Genomic DNA, 19,079 nt, shown 5'->3' on the forward strand with positions numbered 1-19,079 from the left:
ACTCGGAAGTCTTACCCGAGAATCATGGTACCGACACCGCCTTCCGTGAAGAGCTCCAACAAGCAAGCGTGTTCGACACGACCGTCCAGAATGGTCGCACCCTTCACGCCGCCGCGGACCGCCGCCACGCAATTCTCGACCTTCGGGATCATGCCGCCGCTAATGACGCCACTGGCTATGCCGGCTTCGACCTGCGCGACCGTCAGCTCCGGCATCAACTCCTTATTCGCGTCCAGCACGCCCGGCACATCGGTCAGCATCAGCAGGCGATGCGCCTGCAGGGCCGCCGCGATGGCGCTGGCCGCCGTATCGGCGTTGATATTATAGGTCTGGCCGTCATCGCCGATGCCGACCGGCGCAATGACGGGCACCAGTCCGGCACCGGTCAGCGCATGGATGACGCGGATATCGATCTGCGCGGGCTCACCCACGAAGCCGAGGTCGAGCGCACGCTCGATATGGCTATCCGGATCGCGGACCATGCGCGTCAGCTTGCGGGCGCGGATCAAACCGCCATCCTTGCCGCAGATGCCAACGGCCAGCGCCCCGGCGCGGGTAATGAGCGAGGTGACGTGCTTGTTGACGGATCCGGCGAGGACCATTTCCACCACCTCGACCATCGCCTCGTCCGTGACCCTTAGCCCTTCGACGAAGGTCGACTGGATCTTGAGCCGGCTGAGCATGGCGTTGATCTGCGGGCCGCCGCCGTGAACCACGACAGGATTGATGCCGACCTGCTTCAGCGCCGCGATATCGCGCCCGAAGCTCGCCGACAGCACATCATCGCCCATCGCGTGCCCGCCGTATTTCACGACGATGGTGGCGCCGGCATAGCGACGGAGATAGGGGAGCGCGCGCGCGACGGTGGAAGCCTGTTCGGCCGCAAGCCGGTAGCGTTCGGAAGCGAAGCTCATCCCTGGTCCTTTCAGCATCTCTCAGGCTCTCGCGAGCCCGGCAGAAGCCTTTAGCCTTGGGAGATGGCGGGCGCCAGAGCCGCGAAGGCGGCGCGGGCTTCGGGAATGCCCATGCCGGTACGCGCGCTGGTAACAAGAATGGTCGGGAAGCCGGCCGCGTGTTTGCGGGCGAGCGCCGTCAGTTCCTCGGTCTTGCGCGCCAGGGCTCCGGGCTTCAGCCCATCCGCCTTGGTCATCACGATCTGGAAGGTGACGGCCGCTTTGTCGAGCAGTTTCATGACCGCCAGGTCAGAGTCCTTGACCTCGATGCGGCCGTCCATCAGCAGGGCCACGCGCGCCAGGTTGGGGCGGCCGCGCAGGTAGTTGAACATCAACCCTTGCCAATCTTCCTTCACCTTCTTCTCGGCCTGGGCATAGCCGTAGCCCGGCATATCGACCAGCACGAGGCGGCCGGAGAGATCGAAGAAATTGAGCTGGCGGGTGCGGCCCGGCGTATTGGACGCGCGCGCCAGCGTGTTCTGCCCGGTAATCGCATTGACGAGGGACGACTTGCCGACATTGGACCGGCCGGCGAAGGCGAGTTCGATGCCGCGCGGCTCGGGCAGCTGATCCAGGCTTTGTGACGCATAGAAGAAGTTGCAGGGCGCGGCGAAAAAGACGCGCGCGGCCTCCAGCTCATCCACGTCCGCCGGAGCGAGGTCGAGATTGAGACCCTCGACCTCCTCGCCATCAAGAGTCTTTACGGCCATCGGCGCGTCAGCCCCCCGCGTTCTTGCGTTCCGTGCGGATCATACGCGGCTTCTCAAGCCGCGTGCGGCGCATGATGTACCACTGCTGCGTGACCGAGAGCAGATTGTTCCAGCTCCAGTAGATCACCAGGCCCGCCGGGAAACGCGCCAGCATGAAGGTGAAGATGATCGGCATCAGCTGGAACAGGCGCGCCTGCGCGGGGTCCGGCGGCGGCGGGTTCATCTTCTGCTGCAGATACATCGTGCCGCCCATGATCAACGGCCAGACACCGAGATGCAGGAAGGGTGCGATCGCCGTCGGGTCCCAGGGGATGAGGCCGAACAGCGTGAAGATATTGGTGGGGTCGGTCGCCGACAGATCGTGAATCCAACCGAAGAAGGGCGCATGCCGCATCTCGATGGTCACGAAGATCACCTTGTAGAGGCAGAAGAAGACCGGGATCTGAATGACCATGGGCAAGCAGCCGGAAGCCGGATTGACCTTCTCGGAGCGATACAGGCCCATCATCTCAGACTGCTGCTTCGCCGGATCGTCCTTGTAGCGCTCGCGCACTTCCTTAATTTTCGGTGCGAGAAGCTTCATCTTGCTCATCGACTTGTAGGATTTGTTAGCGAGCGGGAAGAACAGCAGCTTCACGGCGAAGGTGAAGGCCATGATGGCGAGGCCGAAATTGCCGAGCACATGATAGAGGTAATCGAGCGCGAAGAAGATCGGCTTCGTCAGGAAGTAGAAGATGCCGAAATCGACCGCCTTGTCGAAGCTCGGGATATGGTACTCGGCCTCATAATGGTCGAGCAGCTTGACGACCTTGGCGCCGGTGAAGGCATGGCTGGTGGTCGAAGCGGAGCCGCCCGGCAGCACGGTCTGGGCTTGGGAGGACGTGAAATCGGCCTGGAAACCGTCCGTGCCGTTAGCGGTGATCGCGCGCACCGCGCCGGTCATATCGTCATGCTGATCGGGGATCAGCATGGTCGCCCAATATTTATCGGTGAAGCCAAGCCAGCCGCCGTCGCTCGTTTCGGAATAGCCGACGCCGTCATGCGTGGCGCCATCCTTCTGGATGGCCTTGTAGCCGAGTTCGTGCAGGGTGCCGTTGAAGACGCCGATCGGACCTTCGTGCAGCAGATAGAAGCCGGAGGTCGGCGGCATATATTCGCGGCGGATGCGCGACCAGGGGAACAAGGAGACCGGCTGGCTGGAGGCGTTCGTCACCTGCTGATCGACCGAGAACATGTAATGATCGTCGACGGCATAGGTGATGGCGAAGGTGAGCCCCTGCCCGTTCGCCCAGGTCAGCACCAGCGGCGTGCCGGGGGAAAGGGTCGTCTCGGAGGCGTGCCATAGCGTATTGGAATCGGGCAGACGGACCGGCTGGCCGCCGATCGTGGCGCCGGACGCGGCCGCCCAACCATACTGGACGTAATAGGGCTGCGCCTGATTCTGCGGCGAGAGCAGTTGCACGAGCGGCGACTTGGGATCGACCGTCTCATGATAATCCGTCAGCACCAGGTTATCGAGCAGCGCACCGCGCAGACTGATGCTGCCGTCCAGGCTCGGCGCCTTGATGGCGACGGTCGGCGAAGGCTCCGACGAGGCGGAGGAGGCCGAGGCCATCGCCATATTACCCATCGGCTTGCCGGACGCGGCCATGTCGCCGCTTTGCGACGTGCTGGCGATCGGCGGCGGCGCCTTGGGATGCGGCAGGTGCGGCGCCACCAGGAACTCGAAGCCGAGCAGGATCACGAGTGAAGCCGCGATCGCGATGAAAAGGCGCTTCTGTTCCATCAGCCAACAGGGTCCCAAGTTGAAGGCCGGGCAGAGCCCGGCGGCAAGCGGTGATCGTGGTCTTGGTCATCATGGCCGCAGCCATCATGAGACGGCACAGGGTCATAGCCACCCGGATGCCAGGGGTTGCACCGCAGAATGCGGCGCAGCGCAAGCCAACCGCCACGGACAGCCCCATACTCCCGCACGGCCTCGACTGCATAGTCGCTGCAGCTCGGGTGGAAGCGGCAATTTGAACCGAGGATGGGGCGGAAGACGATCTGCCAGAAGCGGAAGATGCCGATCAGCAGGGCGCGCAACAGAGTCGCGAGCATGTCGTTCATGCGCGTCCCGCTTCCGCGTTCGGCTCGGCGCCGGCTGTCACGCTGGCAGTCACCGACGGCTTGCTGGCCGTCGCGGCATTGCGGCGCGCGCGCGCCAAGGCCTTACGCACATCCTCGATCAGATCGGTGAAGGGCCGAGCAGCGGTCTTGTCACGGCCGATCACGACCATGTCGAAGCCGCGTTCGATATCGGGATCGAGGGCAAGGCGCACAGCCTCACGCAACCGCCGCTTGGTCCGGTTGCGAACCACGGCGTTGCCGACTTTCTTCGTGACGGTGAAGCCCACGCGAAAGGGCGCATCGTCATCGCGCGGCATGAACTGAAGCACAAGGCCTGGCATGGGCGCTTTCGCGCCCTTGCCGGCGACGGCCAGGAACTCCGCGCGACGTTTGAGACGTGGCGGCTGGCTCATGATCGAGTCGTCGCCACTCTCTCACTTGATCCCGAAGGGATCAGGCGGACAGACGCTTGCGGCCCTTGGAGCGGCGGTTGGCGATAACCTTGCGGCCGCCGACGGTCTCCATACGGGCGCGGAAGCCGTGCCGGCGCTTGCGGACGATCTTCGAGGGCTGATAGGTGCGCTTCACGTTACTCTCCAGTCTTTCCGGCCTCGGGCGGGCTCACCCGGCCGGGGGTCGGCAAAATTTTTGTCATCAACACAACACACGGGCGCCCCCACCTCTGACGGCAGCGGTCCCGTTCGGTCGGGCGGTATAGGGGGGTCTTCCTGCCGCCGTCAATGTGTAAGCATCTGTTGCCAGCTAAGACATTTCGCAAGATTTTATCCGCATGACGCTCTTTCCGCCGATCAATGACGCCAGACGGCCGCCACCCGGACATGGGTGTGCGCTGGCACTTCAGGGTGGCGCGGCGCATGGCGCTTTCACCTGGGGGGCCGTCGATCGGCTGCTAGAGGCCGGAAAACGCTTCGATTCGATCTGCGGTGTTTCAGCTGGCGCGATGCTCGGCGCCGTGCTGGTGCAAGGCATGGTCGAGAACGGCAATACCGGCGCGCGCGCCGCCATGCGCCGGCTATGGGAGGAGGTCAGCGCGATCGGGGCCATCGGCCCCCTGCAACGCTCACCCCTGGAACGTTTCCTTTATGGCTCCGATCTCAGCAGCAATGTCATGTGGGCAGGGCTGGAGACGGCGATGCGGCTTTTCAGCCCGCATCAGCTCAATCCGCTCGGCCATAATCCGCTGCGCCCGCTGATGCAGGACCTGCTGCGGCCGGATCTGCTCGCCGCCCCGGAAGCGCCACGGCTGTTCGTCGGCGTCACGGATGTCGAGACCGGCGCGCCGGTGATCTTCCGGAATGCCGCCATCACGGTCGAGGTGCTGCTCGCCTCCGCCTGTCTGCCACTGGTCTTTCCGGCGGTCGAGATCGACGGTCGCGCCTATTGGGACGGCGGCTATAGCGGCAATCCGCCGTTGGAACCCCTGCTCAGCCCTTTGCCGCATACCCTGTTCCTCGTGCGCGGCCAGCCCGCTCGGCGGCCGGGCGTGCCCCGCACCCCTGCCGAAATCATGAACCGGCTGAACGAAATCGCCTGCCATGCCGTGCTGGAGACCGAGCTGAACGCCCTGCCGCCCAGCATCGCGGTTATTACAATCGACGCCGATCCGGCGCTCGGCACCCTGCCCATATCAAGCAAATTCAACACGGATCGGTCCTTCCTTGCCGAGCTTTTCGAAGAAGGCCAGCGCGCCGCCGAACGCGCGCTTGAACAAACAGATCTGCAAACGGAACCTTTGCCTGCATGACCGATAACGAGACCCAGGACGCGCAGTCGCGCGAGCTAACAAGGCTTCGGCTGGAAGTCGCCGAACTCAAGGCCGTTTTGGGCGAGGACGGGTTTCGCCTGCGGCGCCTGGCAGAACTCGGCATGGCGCAAGCCAAGCTCAACCACGACCTGCGCAATGCCATCGCCCCGGCAATGATGGTCGCGGACCGGCTTAGCGAATCGGCGGACCCGAAGGTCGGACGGTCAGGCAAAATGATCGTCACAGCACTGGAACAGGCAGCCGCCCAGATTGCTTCGACGCTCGATTTTGCGGTCGATAAGCAGCCCGTGCTGGCGCATTCGGGCTTTCCCATCGCAGCAGTCATTGGGGAGCTGACGGTCGAGATCGGGCCCGAATTCGCAGCATTTCAGGTCGAAAACAGGATTGCGGTGGAGATCGAGATTACGGCGGATCGCGCGCTGATGCTGCGCGCCTTCGGCCATATGCTGCGCACCGCCGCGAAGGCTCAGGCGAAAACGATGGTCATTACGGCCGAGCGGACAGCCGACCAGCTTCACATCACGCTGCAGGATGACGGCCGTCCCTTCCGGGACCCTGGCGCCAATCCGCTGAGCGCCTTTTCAGGCGCCTTCCGCTACGGCAGCAGCGGCCTCGGCCTTGTCATCGCGCGCGAATTGATCGAGGCCCATGGCGGCCGCCTCACCCTGCTGCCCGACAGCGGCGCCGGGCGCACAGTGTTGGAAGTGACGCTGCCGGTTCAGATCTAGTTCCGAACCGGCCGTCTCATCAGCAGCGAGGCCGGCTAAGCCGCGCGCCCCATAATCATGTCCCGCCGTTCGATGCCGAAGGCAACGAGAACGGCGATGACCACGGCCACGACACCGGCCACACCCGCCAGCGCGTAGCTGTAATTGTGGTTGTAATGGGCGCCGATCGCCGTCTGCAGCGTCGCGTTATAGGACGCGAGGAAGTTGCCAAGCTGATAGACGAAGCCCGGAAAGGTGCCACGAATATCGGCCGGTGACAGCTCGTTGAGATGGGCGGGGATAACACCCCAGGCCCCCTGCACCATGAACTGCATCAGGAAGGCACCGAGCGCCAGCAACCAGGGCGAGTTGGAGAAAGCCCAAAGCGGGATGATCGGCAGAGACAGCACGGCGGCGATGACGATCGCGCGCCGTCGGCCGATCTTCTGCGACAGCGCTCCGAAGCAAAGGCCACCCAGCATGGCACCGATATTATAGGTGATGGCGATAGCCGTGATGGTCCCGTGGCTGAAGCCGTGCTGCACCTTCAGGAAGGCCTTGGGATAGATATCCTGCGTGCCGTGACTGAAGAAGTTGAAGGCCGCCATCAGGATCACCGCATAGACGGTGAGGCCCGCATGGCGGCGCAGCACCTCCATGATCGGTGTGCGCGGCCGGGCCTGGCGGGCATGCCAATCCGGGCTTTCCGGCACATTGCGGCGTATATAGACGACCAGCAGAGCCGGCAGGGCGCCGATGATGAACAGACCGCGCCAGCCGAGCCACTGGTTGAAGATCCCGTAGGCCAGCGTCGCCAGCAGATAGCCGCTGGGATAGCCCGCCTGCAGCAGACCGGAGACCCAGCCGCGCCACTTGGCCGGGACGCTCTCCATCGTCAGCGATCCGCCGACGCCCCATTCGCCGCCCATGGCGATGCCGAACAGCGCCCGCAGCACCATGAAGGCGAGCAGCGTCGGCGCCAGGCCGGAGAGCAGTTCAAGCGCCGAGAAGCACAGGATATTGGCCATCATCACGGGGCGGCGGCCGTATTTATCCGCAAGCCGCCCGAAGATCAGCGCACCCACGGCGCGCATCGCCAGGGTCAATGTGATGGCAAGGCTTGCGGTCGTCAGGCCGACACCGAAGGTCTTTGCCACGTCATCGAAGACGAAGATCATGATAAAGAAATCGAACGCGTCGAGCGTCCAGCCGAGATAGGCGGCAAGAACCACCTTACTGGCATTCCGGGTGTCGGACATCCATCCCTCACATTGTTCTTGTGACAGACAGGAGCCGACACAGTGCGGCGCCTGATGGCCCTATCCTGTCAGTTCAGACAGGAATTGCCAAGGCAGCGGCAATATTTGTGCTGGCGGCTGGCGCTTTACGGGTGGCGGTGGATGGGGTCGATCCAGGCAACAGATTCAGGTTTTTCGACGGGCTCGATATCAAGATTGACGACGACCGCCTCTCCGCCGCTGCGCACCAGGACGCATTCCAGCGGCTCCTCCGTGCCGGCATTGATCTCCTGATGGGGAACGAAAGGCGGCACGAAGATGAAGTCGCCGGGCCCGGCCTCGGCCACGAATTCCAGCGCTTCGCCCCAGCGCAGTCGCGCCCGGCCGCGCACGACATAGATGACGCTTTCCAGATCGCCGTGGTGATGGGCGCCGGTTTTGGCGTCGGGCGCGATGGTGACCGTGCCGGCCCAGATTTGCTGGGCGCCGTTGCGGGCCGCGTTGACGGCGGCAGCGCGCTGCATGCCCGGCGTATGGGCGGTATTGGGATCCAGCTGATCGCCGCGGATCACTTGCACGCCGTCATGCCGCCAGCGGGCGGGGCTGCCCTCGGCGCCCGGTTGCTCGCTCATGCCTGTTCACCCACGAAAGGATTGGTCTTCCGTTCCTGCCCGATGGTGGAGCGCGCGCCGTGGCCGCACAGAAACACGAAGCTGTCGTCGAGCGGCAACAGCTTCTCCCGGATCGAGGTCAACAGCAATTCGGAATCGCCATAGGGAAAATCCGTACGACCGACCGAGCCCCGAAACAGCACATCGCCGAAGATGCCGAAGCCGAGATGGCGGTCGACGAAGACGATATGGCCGGGCGTATGGCCCGGACAGAACAGCACCTCGAACTTATGCCCGGCAATGACGACATGGTCGCCCTCATGCAGCCAGCGATCCGGCGTGACGGGCCGGGCATCGGTCATGCCATAGCCCTCCCCCGTCACCTGCAACCCGTCGAGCAGGAACTTGTCCTCCTCGCTCGGCCCCCAGATCGGCACCGGCACGCCTTCGCGCAGGCTCAGTTCCTCCCGCAGCCGCGCGGCGCCGCCGGCATGGTCGATATGGCCGTGGGTGAGCAGGATCTGGTCGATATGCAGGCCGAAAGTGGTGATCGTCTCAAGCAGGCGATCGACGTCGCCGCCGGGGTCGATGACCACGCCATGCTTGGTCGCATCATCCCAGATGATCGTGCAGTTCTGCCGGAACGGCGTGACCTGCTCGACCGCGAGCTTCAGCTGGCTCAAAAGTGGACCTCACAGCTTTGCGTAGGTGACGAACGAACCGTCTCCCGCGCGGAAAGACAAGCCCACCCATTCCCAAGTCTCGCTGAAATAGGTGTCGAAATGCAAATCCCCCCGCGCGTTGAATTGCCGGGCGGGGATCTTGCGGCCGTCGGCGAGCGCGACCTGGCTGTCCCCTGCCGATGTCACGGTCGGGTGCATCAGGCGCCCATCCTCCGTATTGATCATCGGGCCGCGAAGCATGTCATGGTTCCACTGCGATGTCGGCAAAGCGCCCGGCGGCGCCTGATAGCCCTCCGGATGCGCCGTGCCGCGAACCATGAGATTGTCGCCCGCCTGCCAGCCCTGGGCGTAGAAATTCCGCCCGTTCTTTTGCGTCGTCGCTGCAAAGCTGAGCAGCCGGCCATTGTCCCAGGTCTCGGTTTCATGATGATGCAACCGATAGACCGGGATCATCGCCAGGGTGACGCGGATCGAAACGTCAACGGTCGCCGTCAGACGGTTGCCGGACTGCTCAAACCTGACCGTCTCACGCCCGATATGGCTGCCCTCGCGGATCAGATCGAAGGCCAGCTGGCCGCTGGGCGGCACCACCTGCGCGCGGGCGCTGCCCGTGGCGAGGAGCGCGGCACTGGCCGCGCCCATGCCGAGAACTGAGCGCCGACCTAGGGTTTTTTGCTCCAAATCCCGTTCGCTTCTGACCTTGATGACCATCTGGCTCGTCTCCCTTATGCGGTAAGGACCGTCGGCAGTCTGGCTTCGATGTGGCGCGCCCGGCGCCGAGCGCCAGAAGGCGCCGCACGACAAAGAGGTGGACGCGGTCGTTCCTCGGGCGGAAGCTGGGGACAGGCAGCAATTTTTGTGACAGAATATTGACCATGCGCCAGCTCCTCCTTTTGCGCCACGCGAAGTCCAACTGGGACGATCCTAGTCTCAACGACCATGACCGGCCGCTGGATGCAGAGGGTCAGTCCGCAGCCGTCGCCCTCCGCGCTGCGACCATCGCGCGGGGTTTGGCACCCGACCTTATCCTCGTCTCCTCCGCCCGTCGTACGCGCGAAACGCTGGAATTGCTGGAACCGCTGCCCGAGACGGTGCGCGTGCTGCGGACGAGCGAGCTCTACCTCGCCAGCCCGCGACAGATCCTGGACCAGATCGCGGATCTGCCCGCCGATACGGGCAGCGTGATGATCATCGCCCACAATCCCGGACTGCACGATCTGGCGATGATGCTGATCGGTCCGCATGCCGTCAGCCTGAGCCAGCCTTATACAATGCGCGTCGCACGCGGCTTTCCGACGGCAGCGTTGGCCGAGTTTTCGGTCGCCGGCTCCTGGCGGGACCTGCCGCAGGGCGCGCGGCTTGTCCGTTTCCTGACACCCCATGATTTACAGCAGACCGTTCAAGATAATGCCTGACACTACCGCCGTGATTACCGCTCCCGTCGTGATGCTGGAGCTTGTCTGCGCGCCCACTGCGCTGACCAAACTCACCCGGCATCCGGCGCTCAGAACCGCAAAGGTCAGGCGCCCACGCGCGCGCCCTTTCACCCTGACCTGGTACGACACGGCCAGCTATGCCCTGGCCGGACGGGACCTCGCGTTGGCCGATTGCGATGCCGAGCAGCTCTGGGAATTGAAGCGCCTCGGCCTTGGCTGGCCGCGTCGCCCCGGCATGGCGGCAGCGTCCATCGCGACCGCTGTCAACCCGGCCGGGCTGGAGGAAGCGGGATATGCGATCCCTGGACCGCTGCAGAAGACGGCCAGCCTGACGGGCGAGCGGCAGCGCTTCCCGGTTACGCGTGACGGCGTCGTGCTGGACTGCACGCTGATCACCGGTGAAGCCCAGCCGATCACGCCGCAAGGCGCGTCAGGCGCGTCCCGCCTTGTTGTGCGCCTGACGATCAGCGGACCGCTGACCAAGGCGCTCGACCTCGCCCAGGCTCTGGCCGCCGATCTGCCGATATTGCCTGCCTTCATGACGCTGCCGCAGGAAATGCTGCTGCTGCGTGGGGCCAAGCTGAAGGCCCTGCCCGCGCCTGCCCTCTCTGCCGAGATGACGACGACGGAAGCTTTCGCGATCATCGCCTCGGGCTTCGTGCAGACATTTCTGACCCGGCTGGAGCAGATCGAGGGGCGCAGCGGGCCCGAACCCGTACACCAGGCCCGCGTGACGCTGCGGCGGCTGCGCGCGCTCATGCTCGCCTTCCGTCCCATTCTGGGCGATGCCGAGGACAGACTGAAACCTCTGCTCGGCCGGCTGAAGACGGTGCTGGGACCCGCACGCGACTGGGATGTTTTCCTGTCGGAAACGGTGGACCCGCTGGCGCGCGCGCTGCCCGAAGCGGACCCGGCGATCGACTGGCTGCGGAGTGCTGCGACCGCCCGACGAGAGGCCGCCTATGCAGCACTGATCGACTGGCTGCGCCGGCCGGATTATCGCAGCCTCGTCTGGCGGCTTGTCGATCTCTGCCTCGGATCGGCCGAACCCGCCTTGCTCGTCGCAATCGACCAGCCGCCTGCCGCCGAGGCAGACGCGGCCTTGGCCGGCGAGACAAGTTCGCCCATTGTGATACCGGCCAGTACCGATGATCTGATCGGCAGCTTCGCCCAGCATTGCCTGGAGAGCCGTTGGAAAAAGACCATAAGGCCGGTCCGCGAGCTCATCCCTATGCCCCTGCCAGAGCTGCATGAGCTGCGTATCAAGTGCAAGAAACTGCGCTATCAGGCCGAGATGCTGCAGGACGCGCTGCCGGCCAAAAGCGGCCGCAAACTCATCAAACGGCTGACGGAAACCCAGGAGATCATGGGCTTGCTGAATGACGGCGCGGTCGCGACCGAACTGGCCGTCAGCTTAAGGCCTGGACAGGACATGGCTTTGCGCGAGCAAGTGCTGGCGGCCGAGGCGATCGGCGTCATTCACGGCTATAGCATCGGCCATACGCGAGACGGCCGCGCGGCCGTGATCGAGTCCTGGCGCAAACTGGCTAGGTTTGCCCCCTTCTAAGCCTAACGGCCAGTCCCTCACGCGCCAATTAAGACTCATGCTGCAAGCGCGAAGATTGCCAGGATCGCAGCACCGTCCTATGTCAAAGCTTCTCAAATCCGGCCTCTCAGGCGGCTAAGACAGCCGCCAGAGGCGCCGGCCACACGCACAACCTGAAGAATGAAGGGCGGCGGAATGAGCGACACACCCAAGGACGCGGTGACAGTCTCGCTAGAGGGAACGAATAAAACTGCGACGCTGCCGCTGTTGCACGGAACCATGGGGCCGCCGGTCGCGGATATCCGAAAGCTCTACGCCGATCTGGGAGTTTTCACCTTCGATCCGGGCTATGGCGGCACGGCGGCCTGCGCCAGCAAGATCACCTATATCGACGGTGACGAAGGCATTCTGCTGCATCGCGGCTATCCGATCGACCAGCTGGCCGAGGAATCGAGCTTCCTGGAAGTCGCCTATCTGCTGCTGAACGGCGAGCTGCCGACGGCCACCCAGGCGGAGGAATTCCACAAGGGCGTCACGCACCACACCATGGTGCATGAGCAGCTGCGCAATTTCTTCCAGGGCTTCCGCCGCGATGCCCATCCGATGGCCGTCATGTGCGGGGTCGTCGGTGCGCTATCGGCTTTCTATCACGACAGCCTGGACATCACGAACCACGAGCATCGCAATATCAGCGCCTTCCGGCTGATCGCCAAGCTGCCGACGATTGCAGCCTGGGCCCATAAATACTCGATCGGCCAGCCGTTCATGTATCCGCGGAACGATCTGAGCTACGCGGCCAACTTCCTGTACATGATGAACGCCGTCCCGGCGGAGCCCTACGAGGTCAGCCCGGTTCTGGCCCGCGCCATGGACCGCATCCTGATCCTGCATGCGGATCATGAGCAGAATGCGTCCACCAGCACCGTGCGTCTTGCCGGTTCGACGGGCGCCAATCCCTTCGCCTGTATCGCGGCCGGCATCGCATCCCTTTGGGGGCCCGCGCATGGCGGAGCGAACGAGGCCGTGCTGAAAATGCTCGCCGAGATCGGGCATAAGGACAATATCCCGGACTTCATCGCCAAGGTGAAGGACAAGTCCAGCCATATCCGCCTGATGGGCTTCGGCCACCGCGTCTATCGCAACTACGATCCGCGCGCGAAGATCATGCAGCAGACCTGTCACGAGGTTCTGGACGAACTCGGCATCAAGGACGAGCCGATGCTCGACCTGGCGCTGGAGCTGGAACACATCGCGACGACGGATCCTTATTTCGTCGAGCGTAAGCTTTACCCGAACGTCGATTTCTATTCGGGCATCATCCTGAAGGCGATGGGCATCCCGACCAGCATGTTCACCGTGCTGTTCGCCGTCGCCCGCACCGCCGGCTGGATCAGCCAATGGCAGGAAATGATCGAAGATCCGGCGAACCGCATCGGTCGTCCGCGCCAGATCTATACCGGCGCGCCGCTGCGCGATTACGTGCCGATCGACAAGCGCGGCTGAAACCGTCGCACTCGCTCAACAAAAAAGGCGCCCGGTTCTCCGGGCGCCTTTTTTGTTGCCGTCAGCGGAGCGCGATGCCTTTCTCTGCCATCACGGCCCTGGCACGATCGGGATAATCAGTGGTCAGCGCGCCGACGCCCCAATCGAGCAGGCGGGCCATGTCCTCACTCTCGTTCACCGTCCAGGGATTGACGAGAAGGCCAAGCGCATGGGCTTCCGCGACCTCGGCCTCGGTCAGCGCTGCGACATCCGGACCCCAGACGCGCCCACCGAGAGACGCGATCAGGCGAGGAATGGAACCGCCGAAATCCTCGGCCGATGCGCCATCCCACCACAGCCCTGCGGCCGCCTTGGTCTCGGCATCGGTCAGATAGCCGAGATCAAGCGCGGGTCGCACGCGGCGCAGATAGGACAGCACCCGGAAATCGAAGGAGATGATGCGTGTGCGGGCCAGCGCGGCCTGCTGATCCAGCACCGCCAGCACCGCCTCCGCCATCGCGTCCGGCGGCAAGGTGCGTTCAGGGTGATCGGGAAAGGTTTTGAGTTCGACCGCCAGATGCACCGAAGGGTCGAGCGCGATGACATCGGCCAGCCTGGGCAGTCGCACGCCATCTAAGCCCATCTGATTGGGAAAGGCCCTTGCCTGCGGACTGCCGGGCCGAATGCGGCCGACATCAAAGTCAGAAAGCGCGGCATAGGACAGATCGCGGATCAGGGCGCCGGGGGGCTCGATCCAGCTGCCATCGGGCCCCCGCGTGATCAGCGGGTCGAGGATCGGATCATGGCTAAGGATCGCAACCCCGTCCTGCGTCAGCGCGACATCCATCTCGATCGCGGTGACGCCGATTCCGATCGTGCCGAGGAAGCCAGGGATGGTGTTTTCGGGCCAGAGACCACGCGCACCGCGATGGCCATGCAATTCGATGCCGGGACGAGGCATGATCAGCCGGCGCGAATATCTTCCAGACGGCGCATCTGCCGGCCGGCGGCGTCGAAATTGGCGGGGTCCAGCCAAGCCTGGAAAGCCGCCGCCAGAGCCGGCCATTCGCCGTCGGTGATCGAGAACCAGGCGGTGTCCCGGTTCTGACCCTTGGCGACCATATGCTGGCGAAACAACCCCTCATAGGTAAAGCCGAACCGCAGCGCCGCGCGCTTCGACGGCTCATTGAGGTTGTTGCATTTCCATTCGAAGCGCCGATAGCCCAACACCTCGAAGGCGTATTGCGCGAACAGATAAAGCGCCTCGGTCGTCACCCGGCTACGCTGGATGGCCGGTCCCCAATGGATACTGCCGATTTCGATGACGCCATGGATGGGGTCGATGCGCATTAGCGCCTGACGGCCTTCGGTCCGGCCGGTCGCCTTGTCGATGACGGCGAAGAATAACGGGTCTGTCCCGGCGGCGGCTTTGCTCACCCAGGCGGCAAACTCAGCCTCGTCAGCGGGCTCTGACTCGAACAGATAACGGAAACGGTCTTCGGCGCCCGGCGCGCTCGCGGCGTCGAACAGATCGGGCGTATGGCGGAGGGGGTCCAGCGGCTCAAGGCGCGTATATTGCCCGTCCAGCGTAATACGCTCCGGGCGAGGAACGCCGGCCCAATCAGACAAAGACATGGGCAGCTTAACCTTTGGAGATCAGGGGCAGTCGCAACCGTCGGTCGGACCGTCATCGGCACGAACGATGTGATGGTCGATCCATTCGGCGACCAGCCGGTGCGCTTCCGTCAAAGAAGCTTCGGGATGATGGATGCGATAGAGGGTCGTGCAGGCGCGGAACGAGTCCATATCGCCATTACCGTGAACCATGAGTTCACGATATGCCGTCACGACTGCACGCTCACAACGCCGAGCGATGGTGCTTACGTCTCGCGCCATCCGAAAACCGCTCCTAAACTGGCTGGCCCACGCGCGCGGATCAGCCACTTCTCTTTATACGAAGGCTTGGTCTAACGCGAGAACTGGACCTATTCAAGGCAAGCCAGCATCGACAATAATGATGGCGGGACGCTGATGCCTATTCGCCACAAAAGGGATCTGCGCGTCCAATCCTTGCGACATGGCGGGAATCCGTTAGAAATCCCGCGATCTTTGGATCGGAGCACAGAATGACGGCCTTATCCCGCAAACTGGCAGGGCATGCGAGCGACTGGGACCGCGATGCGGCCATGACAGCCGCGCGAATCCTGCTCGAAATCAAGGCCATCAATTTCCGCCCGGAAGAGCCGTACACGCTGACCTCCGGCTGGAAATCACCGGTCTATATCGACTGCCGCCGCATCATCTACTTCCCGCAAGCGCGCACCAAGATCAGCCAGCTCGCGGTCGAGAAGATCCAACGCAATATCGGCTATGAGACGATCGAGGCGATTGCCGGCGGCGAGACGGCGGGCATTCCCTATGCCGCCTGGATTTCCGACCGCATGGGCCTGCCGATGTCCTATGTGCGCAAGAAACCCAAGGGTTTTGGTCGCAATGCGCTCATCGAAGGCGATGTCCCCGAAGGCAAGCAGACTTTGCTGGTCGAGGATCTGACGACGGACGGGCAATCGAAAATCCGCTTCACCCAGTCGCTGCGCGATGCCGGCGCGCTCTGCAACCATGCCTTCGTCGTCTTCTTCTATGGTGTCTTCGACGGCAGCATCGAGACACTGGCCGAAAACGACATCGCGTTGCATTACCTGACGACCTGGTGGGATGTGCTGGAAGCCTGCCGCGAGCGGCCGTATTTCCCCGAATCCTCGATGGCCGAGGTTCGCCGCTTCCTGGAATCCCCGGCCGCCTGGTCTGCCGCGCGCGGTGGCGCCACGTCCAACAAGGCGAAGCCTGAGGATTGACCTGCGTCGTCTGCCGCGGCGCATAGCAGCTGCAGTTTGACAGTTCGGAGACGGCCACCTAGAAGGCGCCTCCATTGCCGGGAATGTGGGTGATCAACGGCCTTCCGTAGATCGCCCCGCCACCCCAAGCGAAAGACCGCGACAGCCTGGGCCTTCGGGCCGATCTGTCGCCCTTTCGCTGCTCCCGATCTGATCAGCCGATCGTCGGAGGCAGGGGCGGACTACTGGCGCCATAGACGAAGGAGACGCGCATGACCAAGCGCACCGAAAGTAAGTTCAAGATTAACCGCCGCCTTGGCGTCAATCTGTGGGGCCGTGCCAAGTCCCCGGTTGCCAAGCGTGATTACGGTCCGGGCCAGCATGGCCAGCGCCGCAAGAAGCCCAGCGACTACGGCGTTCAGCTGATGGCGAAGCAGAAGCTGAAGGGCTACTACGGCAATATCAGCGAGAAGCAGTTCCGCAAGTATTATGAGGAAGCCGTGCGCCGCAAGGGCGACACCAGCGAAAACCTCATCGAGCTGCTGGAGCGCCGCCTGGACACCGTGATCTATCGCATGAAGTTCGCAGTGACCCCCTTCGCGGCTCGCCAGTTCGTCTCCCACGGCCATCTGCTGGTCAACGGCCGCCGCGTGAACATCGCGTCCTACCTCGTCTCCAATGACGATGTGATCGAAGTTCGCGAAAAGTCGAAGCAGCTTGCCGTCGTTCTCGACGCGACGCAGAGCGCTGAGCGCGACATTCCGGAATATCTGGAAGTCGACAATCGTTCGCTGAAGGGTCGTTACCTGCGCGCCCCGAAGCTCGCCGATGTGCCCTTCCCGGTGCAGATGGAACCGAACCTGGTCGTCGAATTCTATTCGCGTTGATCCAGGCTCGCAGCCAAATAAAAAAAGGGCGCCGCAAGGCGCCCTTTTTTGTTGGAGTGACTATGCCCGACAAGATCGAAACCCCGCGACTGGTCCTGCGGCGCATGACCCTGGCGGATGCGCCCGCGTTGCATGATTTCATGTGCGACGCGGAAACCATGCGTTATTGGTCCAGCCTGCCCCATGCCACGCTCGCCGAGACGGAAGCTTTCGTCGGCGATACCTTGGGTGCGGTGGCAGCCGGCACGTCCGATGATTTCCTGATTACCCACGGGGGCGCCATCCTGGGCAAGGCAGGGCTTTGGCATGGCAGCGAATTGGGGATTTTGCTGGGACGGCCGTACTGGGGACAAGGCTTTGCACAGGAAGCCTCGAAAGCCGTCGTGGAAAGAGCCTTCGCGCGCGGCAAGACCGAAATCGTCGCCGATGTCGATCCGCGCAACACGGCATCACTTAAAATGCTAGGTCGCCTAGGCTTCCAAAAAACGGGGGAAGCCAAGGCGACCTTTCGTATCGGTGAGGCCTGGGTCGACAGCGTCTATCTCAGCCTGACCAAAGACCAGTATGACAGCGCCAATCATCCCATCAGGTGAATGCGCCTGATGGGATAAGCCTTGGCCGATTACGGGACGTAATAGGCCGGGGGCGGCGCCGCGTAATAGACGGGCGGCGGGGGCGGCGCATAGACCACCGGCGGCGGCGCGTAATAGACGGGCGGCGGGGCCGCGTAGACCGGCGGGGCGGCAATGGCGCTACCGACAGCGGCACCGACGGCCAGGCCCAGAAGGCCGGCACCGACTGCAACGCCAGGTCCACCCCAGCCACCACCATGGTAATAACCACCGCCACCATGGTAGTAACCGCCGCCACCATGATAATAGCCACCACCACCGTGGTAATAGCCTTGGGCATTAGCCGAGCTCGCGACAGCCAGAGGGGCACCAAAGGCACCGATCATGGCAGCAACGGCCAAACCGCGCGCGAAGCGCGAATGCGACAAGAGTTTCATGTCAGAACTCCTTTCGACGTCACTATTGAGCAGGTTTGTAACACCCTGATTACCAACTCTGCCGCCAACGTCTTTGTGAGTTTGTAGATAGACAATGGTTGGGACGGATCTAGGGCAGGCTCGGCACAATGCCGCCGCAATGCCGCTCGTCCCTCCGCGATCAATCGGCGAAACGGCTGATGGAAACGCCGCCAACCTCAACCGGCATCTCAAAAAGGCCGCCCGCATCGGGAAATTCCCGGCGTTTCACTTCGTCACTCGGTAGCGCGGTTGTGATGAAGATCCGATCGCCCGCGAAGCAGGGCATGGTCGCATTCGGCACCGGCATGGCGATTTTTTCGACCAATGTGCCGTCCGGCGCGAAGCGGTTGATGACGCTCATGCCCGAGCCGGCCGACCAATAGACTCCATCCATATCGAGCGCACCACCGTCCGGCCGGCCCTCGGCATTGGGCACATCCGCGAAGCGGCGGCGATTGCTGATGGCGCCGGTCTCCGCATCGAAATCCCAGGTATCGATCCAGGGGCCGCGCGTATCGGAGTGGTACATGGTCCGCCCGTCGGCCGTCCAGGCGAGACCGTTGGAGTTCTTCAAGCCTTCGACCTTGATCTGGACCTCCCCGACCGGCGTGATGCGATACAGGTTGCCGGAAGGCAGACCGTCGGCGCCCTCATTGATGGTGCCGACCCAGAAACAGCCGTCCGGCCCGACCTTGCCGTCATTCAGCCGATTGGTCTGAGGCTCGTCGATCTCCGCCAGAAGGTCGAGGCTGCCGGTCGCCGTATCGAACAGCATGATCTTCTGCTTCTGGCAGACCAGAATGCGGCCCGAACGGCAGAGGGCGAGGCTGCCCAGAACCTCGGGCAATTGCCAGGTTTCCCGCGCATCGGTCGCGGGCGTGAAGCGGTGCAGACGACCGTTCGGGATATCGGTGAAATAGAGCTGCCCGGCATCCGCGTCCCAGGTCGGGCTCTCCCCGGTGCCGCATCCGCTGTCCCAGACGAGAGAGACTGTCCGCTGCGCCATCTACCCACTCCTAATCCCTGCGCGGGCGCCAGGAAGGCGCCCGCCTTTGGGCGAAATATGG

23 protein-coding genes are annotated in these 19,079 nt (G+C 63.5%); 8 read left to right on the forward strand and 15 right to left on the reverse strand.

The window, feature by feature from the left end; all coding sequences use genetic code 11:
- Positions 1–11: 11 nt before the first annotated feature.
- From argB to rpmH, 6 genes are read right to left on the reverse strand one after another with little or no spacing between them, the layout of a single operon-like run.
- Positions 12–914, reverse strand: coding sequence for an acetylglutamate kinase (gene argB, locus ACELLULO517_RS02085; protein WP_227305449.1), 903 nt, complete (start codon positions 912–914; stop codon positions 12–14).
- Between the two features lie 50 nt (positions 915–964).
- Positions 965–1,663, reverse strand: a complete 699-nt coding sequence (yihA, locus tag ACELLULO517_RS02090) for a ribosome biogenesis GTP-binding protein YihA/YsxC (protein ID WP_227305450.1) — start codon at positions 1,661–1,663, stop codon at positions 965–967.
- 7 nt (positions 1,664–1,670) lie between these two features.
- On the reverse strand, positions 1,671–3,449 hold the full coding sequence (gene yidC, locus ACELLULO517_RS02095) for a membrane protein insertase YidC (RefSeq protein WP_227305451.1): 1,779 nt from the start codon (positions 3,447–3,449) through the stop codon (positions 1,671–1,673).
- A complete protein-coding gene (gene yidD / locus ACELLULO517_RS02100; protein WP_406566223.1) occupies positions 3,449–3,772 on the reverse strand; it encodes a membrane protein insertion efficiency factor YidD in 324 nt (107 codons plus the stop codon). The genes yidC and yidD overlap by 1 nt, the downstream gene beginning before the upstream one ends.
- A complete protein-coding gene (gene rnpA, locus ACELLULO517_RS02105; protein ID WP_227305452.1) occupies positions 3,769–4,185 on the reverse strand; it encodes a ribonuclease P protein component in 417 nt (138 codons plus the stop codon). The genes yidD and rnpA overlap by 4 nt, the downstream gene beginning before the upstream one ends.
- A gap of 40 nt (positions 4,186–4,225) precedes the next feature.
- Positions 4,226–4,360, reverse strand: a complete 135-nt coding sequence (gene rpmH, locus ACELLULO517_RS02110; protein WP_227305453.1) for a 50S ribosomal protein L34 — start codon at positions 4,358–4,360, stop codon at positions 4,226–4,228.
- A gap of 202 nt (positions 4,361–4,562) precedes the next feature.
- Between rpmH and ACELLULO517_RS02115 the strand changes: the two genes are divergently transcribed.
- Positions 4,563–5,537 (forward strand): patatin-like phospholipase family protein, encoded by a 975-nt coding sequence (locus tag ACELLULO517_RS02115; protein WP_227305454.1) that lies wholly within the window; start codon positions 4,563–4,565, stop codon positions 5,535–5,537.
- The gene (locus ACELLULO517_RS02120; protein WP_227305455.1) at positions 5,534–6,286 is read left to right on the forward strand and encodes a sensor histidine kinase; all 753 of its coding nucleotides are present in this window, start codon (positions 5,534–5,536) and stop codon (positions 6,284–6,286) included. Before ACELLULO517_RS02115 ends, ACELLULO517_RS02120 begins: the two co-directional genes overlap by 4 nt.
- A 35-nt stretch (positions 6,287–6,321) precedes the next feature.
- Here ACELLULO517_RS02120 and ACELLULO517_RS02125 read toward each other — a convergent pair whose 3' ends face one another.
- From ACELLULO517_RS02125 to ACELLULO517_RS02140, 4 genes are all read right to left on the reverse strand, one after another.
- Positions 6,322–7,524, reverse strand: coding sequence for an MFS transporter (locus ACELLULO517_RS02125; RefSeq protein ID WP_227305456.1), 1,203 nt, complete (start codon positions 7,522–7,524; stop codon positions 6,322–6,324).
- 125 nt (positions 7,525–7,649) lie between these two features.
- A complete protein-coding gene (locus ACELLULO517_RS02130; protein ID WP_227305457.1) occupies positions 7,650–8,135 on the reverse strand; it encodes a cupin domain-containing protein in 486 nt (161 codons plus the stop codon).
- The gene (locus tag ACELLULO517_RS02135; RefSeq protein WP_227305458.1) at positions 8,132–8,797 is read right to left on the reverse strand and encodes an MBL fold metallo-hydrolase; all 666 of its coding nucleotides are present in this window, start codon (positions 8,795–8,797) and stop codon (positions 8,132–8,134) included. Before ACELLULO517_RS02135 ends, ACELLULO517_RS02130 begins: the two co-directional genes overlap by 4 nt.
- A 9-nt stretch (positions 8,798–8,806) precedes the next feature.
- A complete protein-coding gene (locus tag ACELLULO517_RS02140; protein WP_227305459.1) occupies positions 8,807–9,439 on the reverse strand; it encodes a DUF6134 family protein in 633 nt (210 codons plus the stop codon).
- 233 nt (positions 9,440–9,672) lie between these two features.
- Between ACELLULO517_RS02140 and ACELLULO517_RS02145 the strand changes: the two genes are divergently transcribed.
- The 3 genes from ACELLULO517_RS02145 to gltA all read left to right on the forward strand — a co-directional run bounded on the left by ACELLULO517_RS02145 (position 9,673) and on the right by gltA (position 13,282).
- The gene (locus ACELLULO517_RS02145) at positions 9,673–10,212 is read left to right on the forward strand and encodes a SixA phosphatase family protein (protein ID WP_227305460.1); all 540 of its coding nucleotides are present in this window, start codon (positions 9,673–9,675) and stop codon (positions 10,210–10,212) included.
- The gene (locus ACELLULO517_RS02150) at positions 10,205–11,800 is read left to right on the forward strand and encodes a CYTH and CHAD domain-containing protein (protein WP_227305461.1); all 1,596 of its coding nucleotides are present in this window, start codon (positions 10,205–10,207) and stop codon (positions 11,798–11,800) included. Before ACELLULO517_RS02145 ends, ACELLULO517_RS02150 begins: the two co-directional genes overlap by 8 nt.
- Before the next feature lie 174 nt (positions 11,801–11,974).
- On the forward strand, positions 11,975–13,282 hold the full coding sequence (gene gltA, locus ACELLULO517_RS02155; protein ID WP_227305462.1) for a citrate synthase: 1,308 nt from the start codon (positions 11,975–11,977) through the stop codon (positions 13,280–13,282).
- Positions 13,283–13,343: 61 nt separating this feature from the next.
- Here gltA and ACELLULO517_RS02160 read toward each other — a convergent pair whose 3' ends face one another.
- Genes ACELLULO517_RS02160 through ACELLULO517_RS02170 form a run of 3 tightly spaced genes read right to left on the reverse strand, consistent with a single transcriptional unit; the run spans position 13,344 to position 15,157 of the window.
- Positions 13,344–14,222: a glycerophosphodiester phosphodiesterase family protein gene (locus ACELLULO517_RS02160; RefSeq protein ID WP_227305463.1), complete on the reverse strand. Its 879-nt coding sequence runs from the start codon at positions 14,220–14,222 to the stop codon at positions 13,344–13,346.
- Between the two features lie 2 nt (positions 14,223–14,224).
- On the reverse strand, positions 14,225–14,896 hold the full coding sequence (locus tag ACELLULO517_RS02165; protein ID WP_227305464.1) for a GNAT family N-acetyltransferase: 672 nt from the start codon (positions 14,894–14,896) through the stop codon (positions 14,225–14,227).
- Positions 14,897–14,917: 21 nt separating this feature from the next.
- Positions 14,918–15,157 carry a hypothetical protein gene (locus tag ACELLULO517_RS02170; RefSeq protein WP_227305465.1) on the reverse strand — a complete coding sequence of 80 codons (240 nt, stop codon included), beginning with the start codon at positions 15,155–15,157 and terminating at the stop codon, positions 14,918–14,920.
- A gap of 230 nt (positions 15,158–15,387) precedes the next feature.
- Here ACELLULO517_RS02170 and ACELLULO517_RS02175 point away from each other — a divergent pair, with 230 nt between their 5' ends.
- The 3 genes from ACELLULO517_RS02175 to ACELLULO517_RS02185 all read left to right on the forward strand — a co-directional run bounded on the left by ACELLULO517_RS02175 (position 15,388) and on the right by ACELLULO517_RS02185 (position 17,575).
- Positions 15,388–16,116, forward strand: a complete 729-nt coding sequence (locus tag ACELLULO517_RS02175; RefSeq protein WP_227305466.1) for an orotate phosphoribosyltransferase — start codon at positions 15,388–15,390, stop codon at positions 16,114–16,116.
- 251 nt (positions 16,117–16,367) lie between these two features.
- Positions 16,368–16,982, forward strand: coding sequence for a 30S ribosomal protein S4 (gene rpsD / locus ACELLULO517_RS02180; protein WP_227305467.1), 615 nt, complete (start codon positions 16,368–16,370; stop codon positions 16,980–16,982).
- A gap of 62 nt (positions 16,983–17,044) precedes the next feature.
- Positions 17,045–17,575, forward strand: a complete 531-nt coding sequence (locus tag ACELLULO517_RS02185) for a GNAT family N-acetyltransferase (protein WP_227305468.1) — start codon at positions 17,045–17,047, stop codon at positions 17,573–17,575.
- Positions 17,576–17,604: 29 nt separating this feature from the next.
- On the opposite strand, the gene ACELLULO517_RS02190 is transcribed toward ACELLULO517_RS02185, so the two are convergent.
- A complete protein-coding gene (locus tag ACELLULO517_RS02190) occupies positions 17,605–17,991 on the reverse strand; it encodes a hypothetical protein (RefSeq protein WP_227305469.1) in 387 nt (128 codons plus the stop codon).
- A 160-nt stretch (positions 17,992–18,151) separates the two neighbouring features.
- Positions 18,152–19,018 carry an SMP-30/gluconolactonase/LRE family protein gene (locus ACELLULO517_RS02195; protein ID WP_227305470.1) on the reverse strand — a complete coding sequence of 289 codons (867 nt, stop codon included), beginning with the start codon at positions 19,016–19,018 and terminating at the stop codon, positions 18,152–18,154.
- Positions 19,019–19,079: the final 61 nt, after the last annotated feature.

The organism is Acidisoma cellulosilyticum (genome assembly GCF_020621385.1).
Classification (GTDB): Bacteria; Pseudomonadota; Alphaproteobacteria; order Acetobacterales; family Acetobacteraceae; genus Acidisoma; species Acidisoma cellulosilyticum.

What these genes read in the sequence shown, in the direction of transcription:
- argB (WP_227305449.1), bottom strand. Translation starts at nt 914, where the DNA reads ATGAGCTTCGCTTCCGAACGCTACCGGCTTGCGGCCGAACAGGCTTCC.
- yihA (WP_227305450.1), bottom strand. Translation starts at nt 1,663, where the DNA reads ATGGCCGTAAAGACTCTTGATGGCGAGGAGGTCGAGGGTCTCAATCTC.
- yidC (WP_227305451.1), bottom strand. Translation starts at nt 3,449, where the DNA reads ATGGAACAGAAGCGCCTTTTCATCGCGATCGCGGCTTCACTCGTGATC.
- yidD (WP_406566223.1), bottom strand. Translation starts at nt 3,772, where the DNA reads ATGAACGACATGCTCGCGACTCTGTTGCGCGCCCTGCTGATCGGCATC.
- rnpA (WP_227305452.1), bottom strand. Translation starts at nt 4,185, where the DNA reads ATGAGCCAGCCGCCACGTCTCAAACGTCGCGCGGAGTTCCTGGCCGTC.
- ACELLULO517_RS02115 (WP_227305454.1), top strand. Translation starts at nt 4,563, where the DNA reads ATGACGCTCTTTCCGCCGATCAATGACGCCAGACGGCCGCCACCCGGA.
- ACELLULO517_RS02120 (WP_227305455.1), top strand. Translation starts at nt 5,534, where the DNA reads ATGACCGATAACGAGACCCAGGACGCGCAGTCGCGCGAGCTAACAAGG.
- ACELLULO517_RS02125 (WP_227305456.1), bottom strand. Translation starts at nt 7,524, where the DNA reads ATGTCCGACACCCGGAATGCCAGTAAGGTGGTTCTTGCCGCCTATCTC.
- ACELLULO517_RS02130 (WP_227305457.1), bottom strand. Translation starts at nt 8,135, where the DNA reads ATGAGCGAGCAACCGGGCGCCGAGGGCAGCCCCGCCCGCTGGCGGCAT.
- ACELLULO517_RS02140 (WP_227305459.1), bottom strand. Translation starts at nt 9,439, where the DNA reads ATGGGCGCGGCCAGTGCCGCGCTCCTCGCCACGGGCAGCGCCCGCGCG.
- ACELLULO517_RS02145 (WP_227305460.1), top strand. Translation starts at nt 9,673, where the DNA reads ATGCGCCAGCTCCTCCTTTTGCGCCACGCGAAGTCCAACTGGGACGAT.
- ACELLULO517_RS02150 (WP_227305461.1), top strand. Translation starts at nt 10,205, where the DNA reads ATGCCTGACACTACCGCCGTGATTACCGCTCCCGTCGTGATGCTGGAG.
- gltA (WP_227305462.1), top strand. Translation starts at nt 11,975, where the DNA reads ATGAGCGACACACCCAAGGACGCGGTGACAGTCTCGCTAGAGGGAACG.
- ACELLULO517_RS02160 (WP_227305463.1), bottom strand. Translation starts at nt 14,222, where the DNA reads ATGCCTCGTCCCGGCATCGAATTGCATGGCCATCGCGGTGCGCGTGGT.
- ACELLULO517_RS02165 (WP_227305464.1), bottom strand. Translation starts at nt 14,896, where the DNA reads ATGTCTTTGTCTGATTGGGCCGGCGTTCCTCGCCCGGAGCGTATTACG.
- ACELLULO517_RS02170 (WP_227305465.1), bottom strand. Translation starts at nt 15,157, where the DNA reads ATGGCGCGAGACGTAAGCACCATCGCTCGGCGTTGTGAGCGTGCAGTC.
- ACELLULO517_RS02175 (WP_227305466.1), top strand. Translation starts at nt 15,388, where the DNA reads ATGACGGCCTTATCCCGCAAACTGGCAGGGCATGCGAGCGACTGGGAC.
- rpsD (WP_227305467.1), top strand. Translation starts at nt 16,368, where the DNA reads ATGACCAAGCGCACCGAAAGTAAGTTCAAGATTAACCGCCGCCTTGGC.
- ACELLULO517_RS02185 (WP_227305468.1), top strand. Translation starts at nt 17,045, where the DNA reads ATGCCCGACAAGATCGAAACCCCGCGACTGGTCCTGCGGCGCATGACC.
- ACELLULO517_RS02190 (WP_227305469.1), bottom strand. Translation starts at nt 17,991, where the DNA reads ATGAAACTCTTGTCGCATTCGCGCTTCGCGCGCGGTTTGGCCGTTGCT.
- ACELLULO517_RS02195 (WP_227305470.1), bottom strand. Translation starts at nt 19,018, where the DNA reads ATGGCGCAGCGGACAGTCTCTCTCGTCTGGGACAGCGGATGCGGCACC.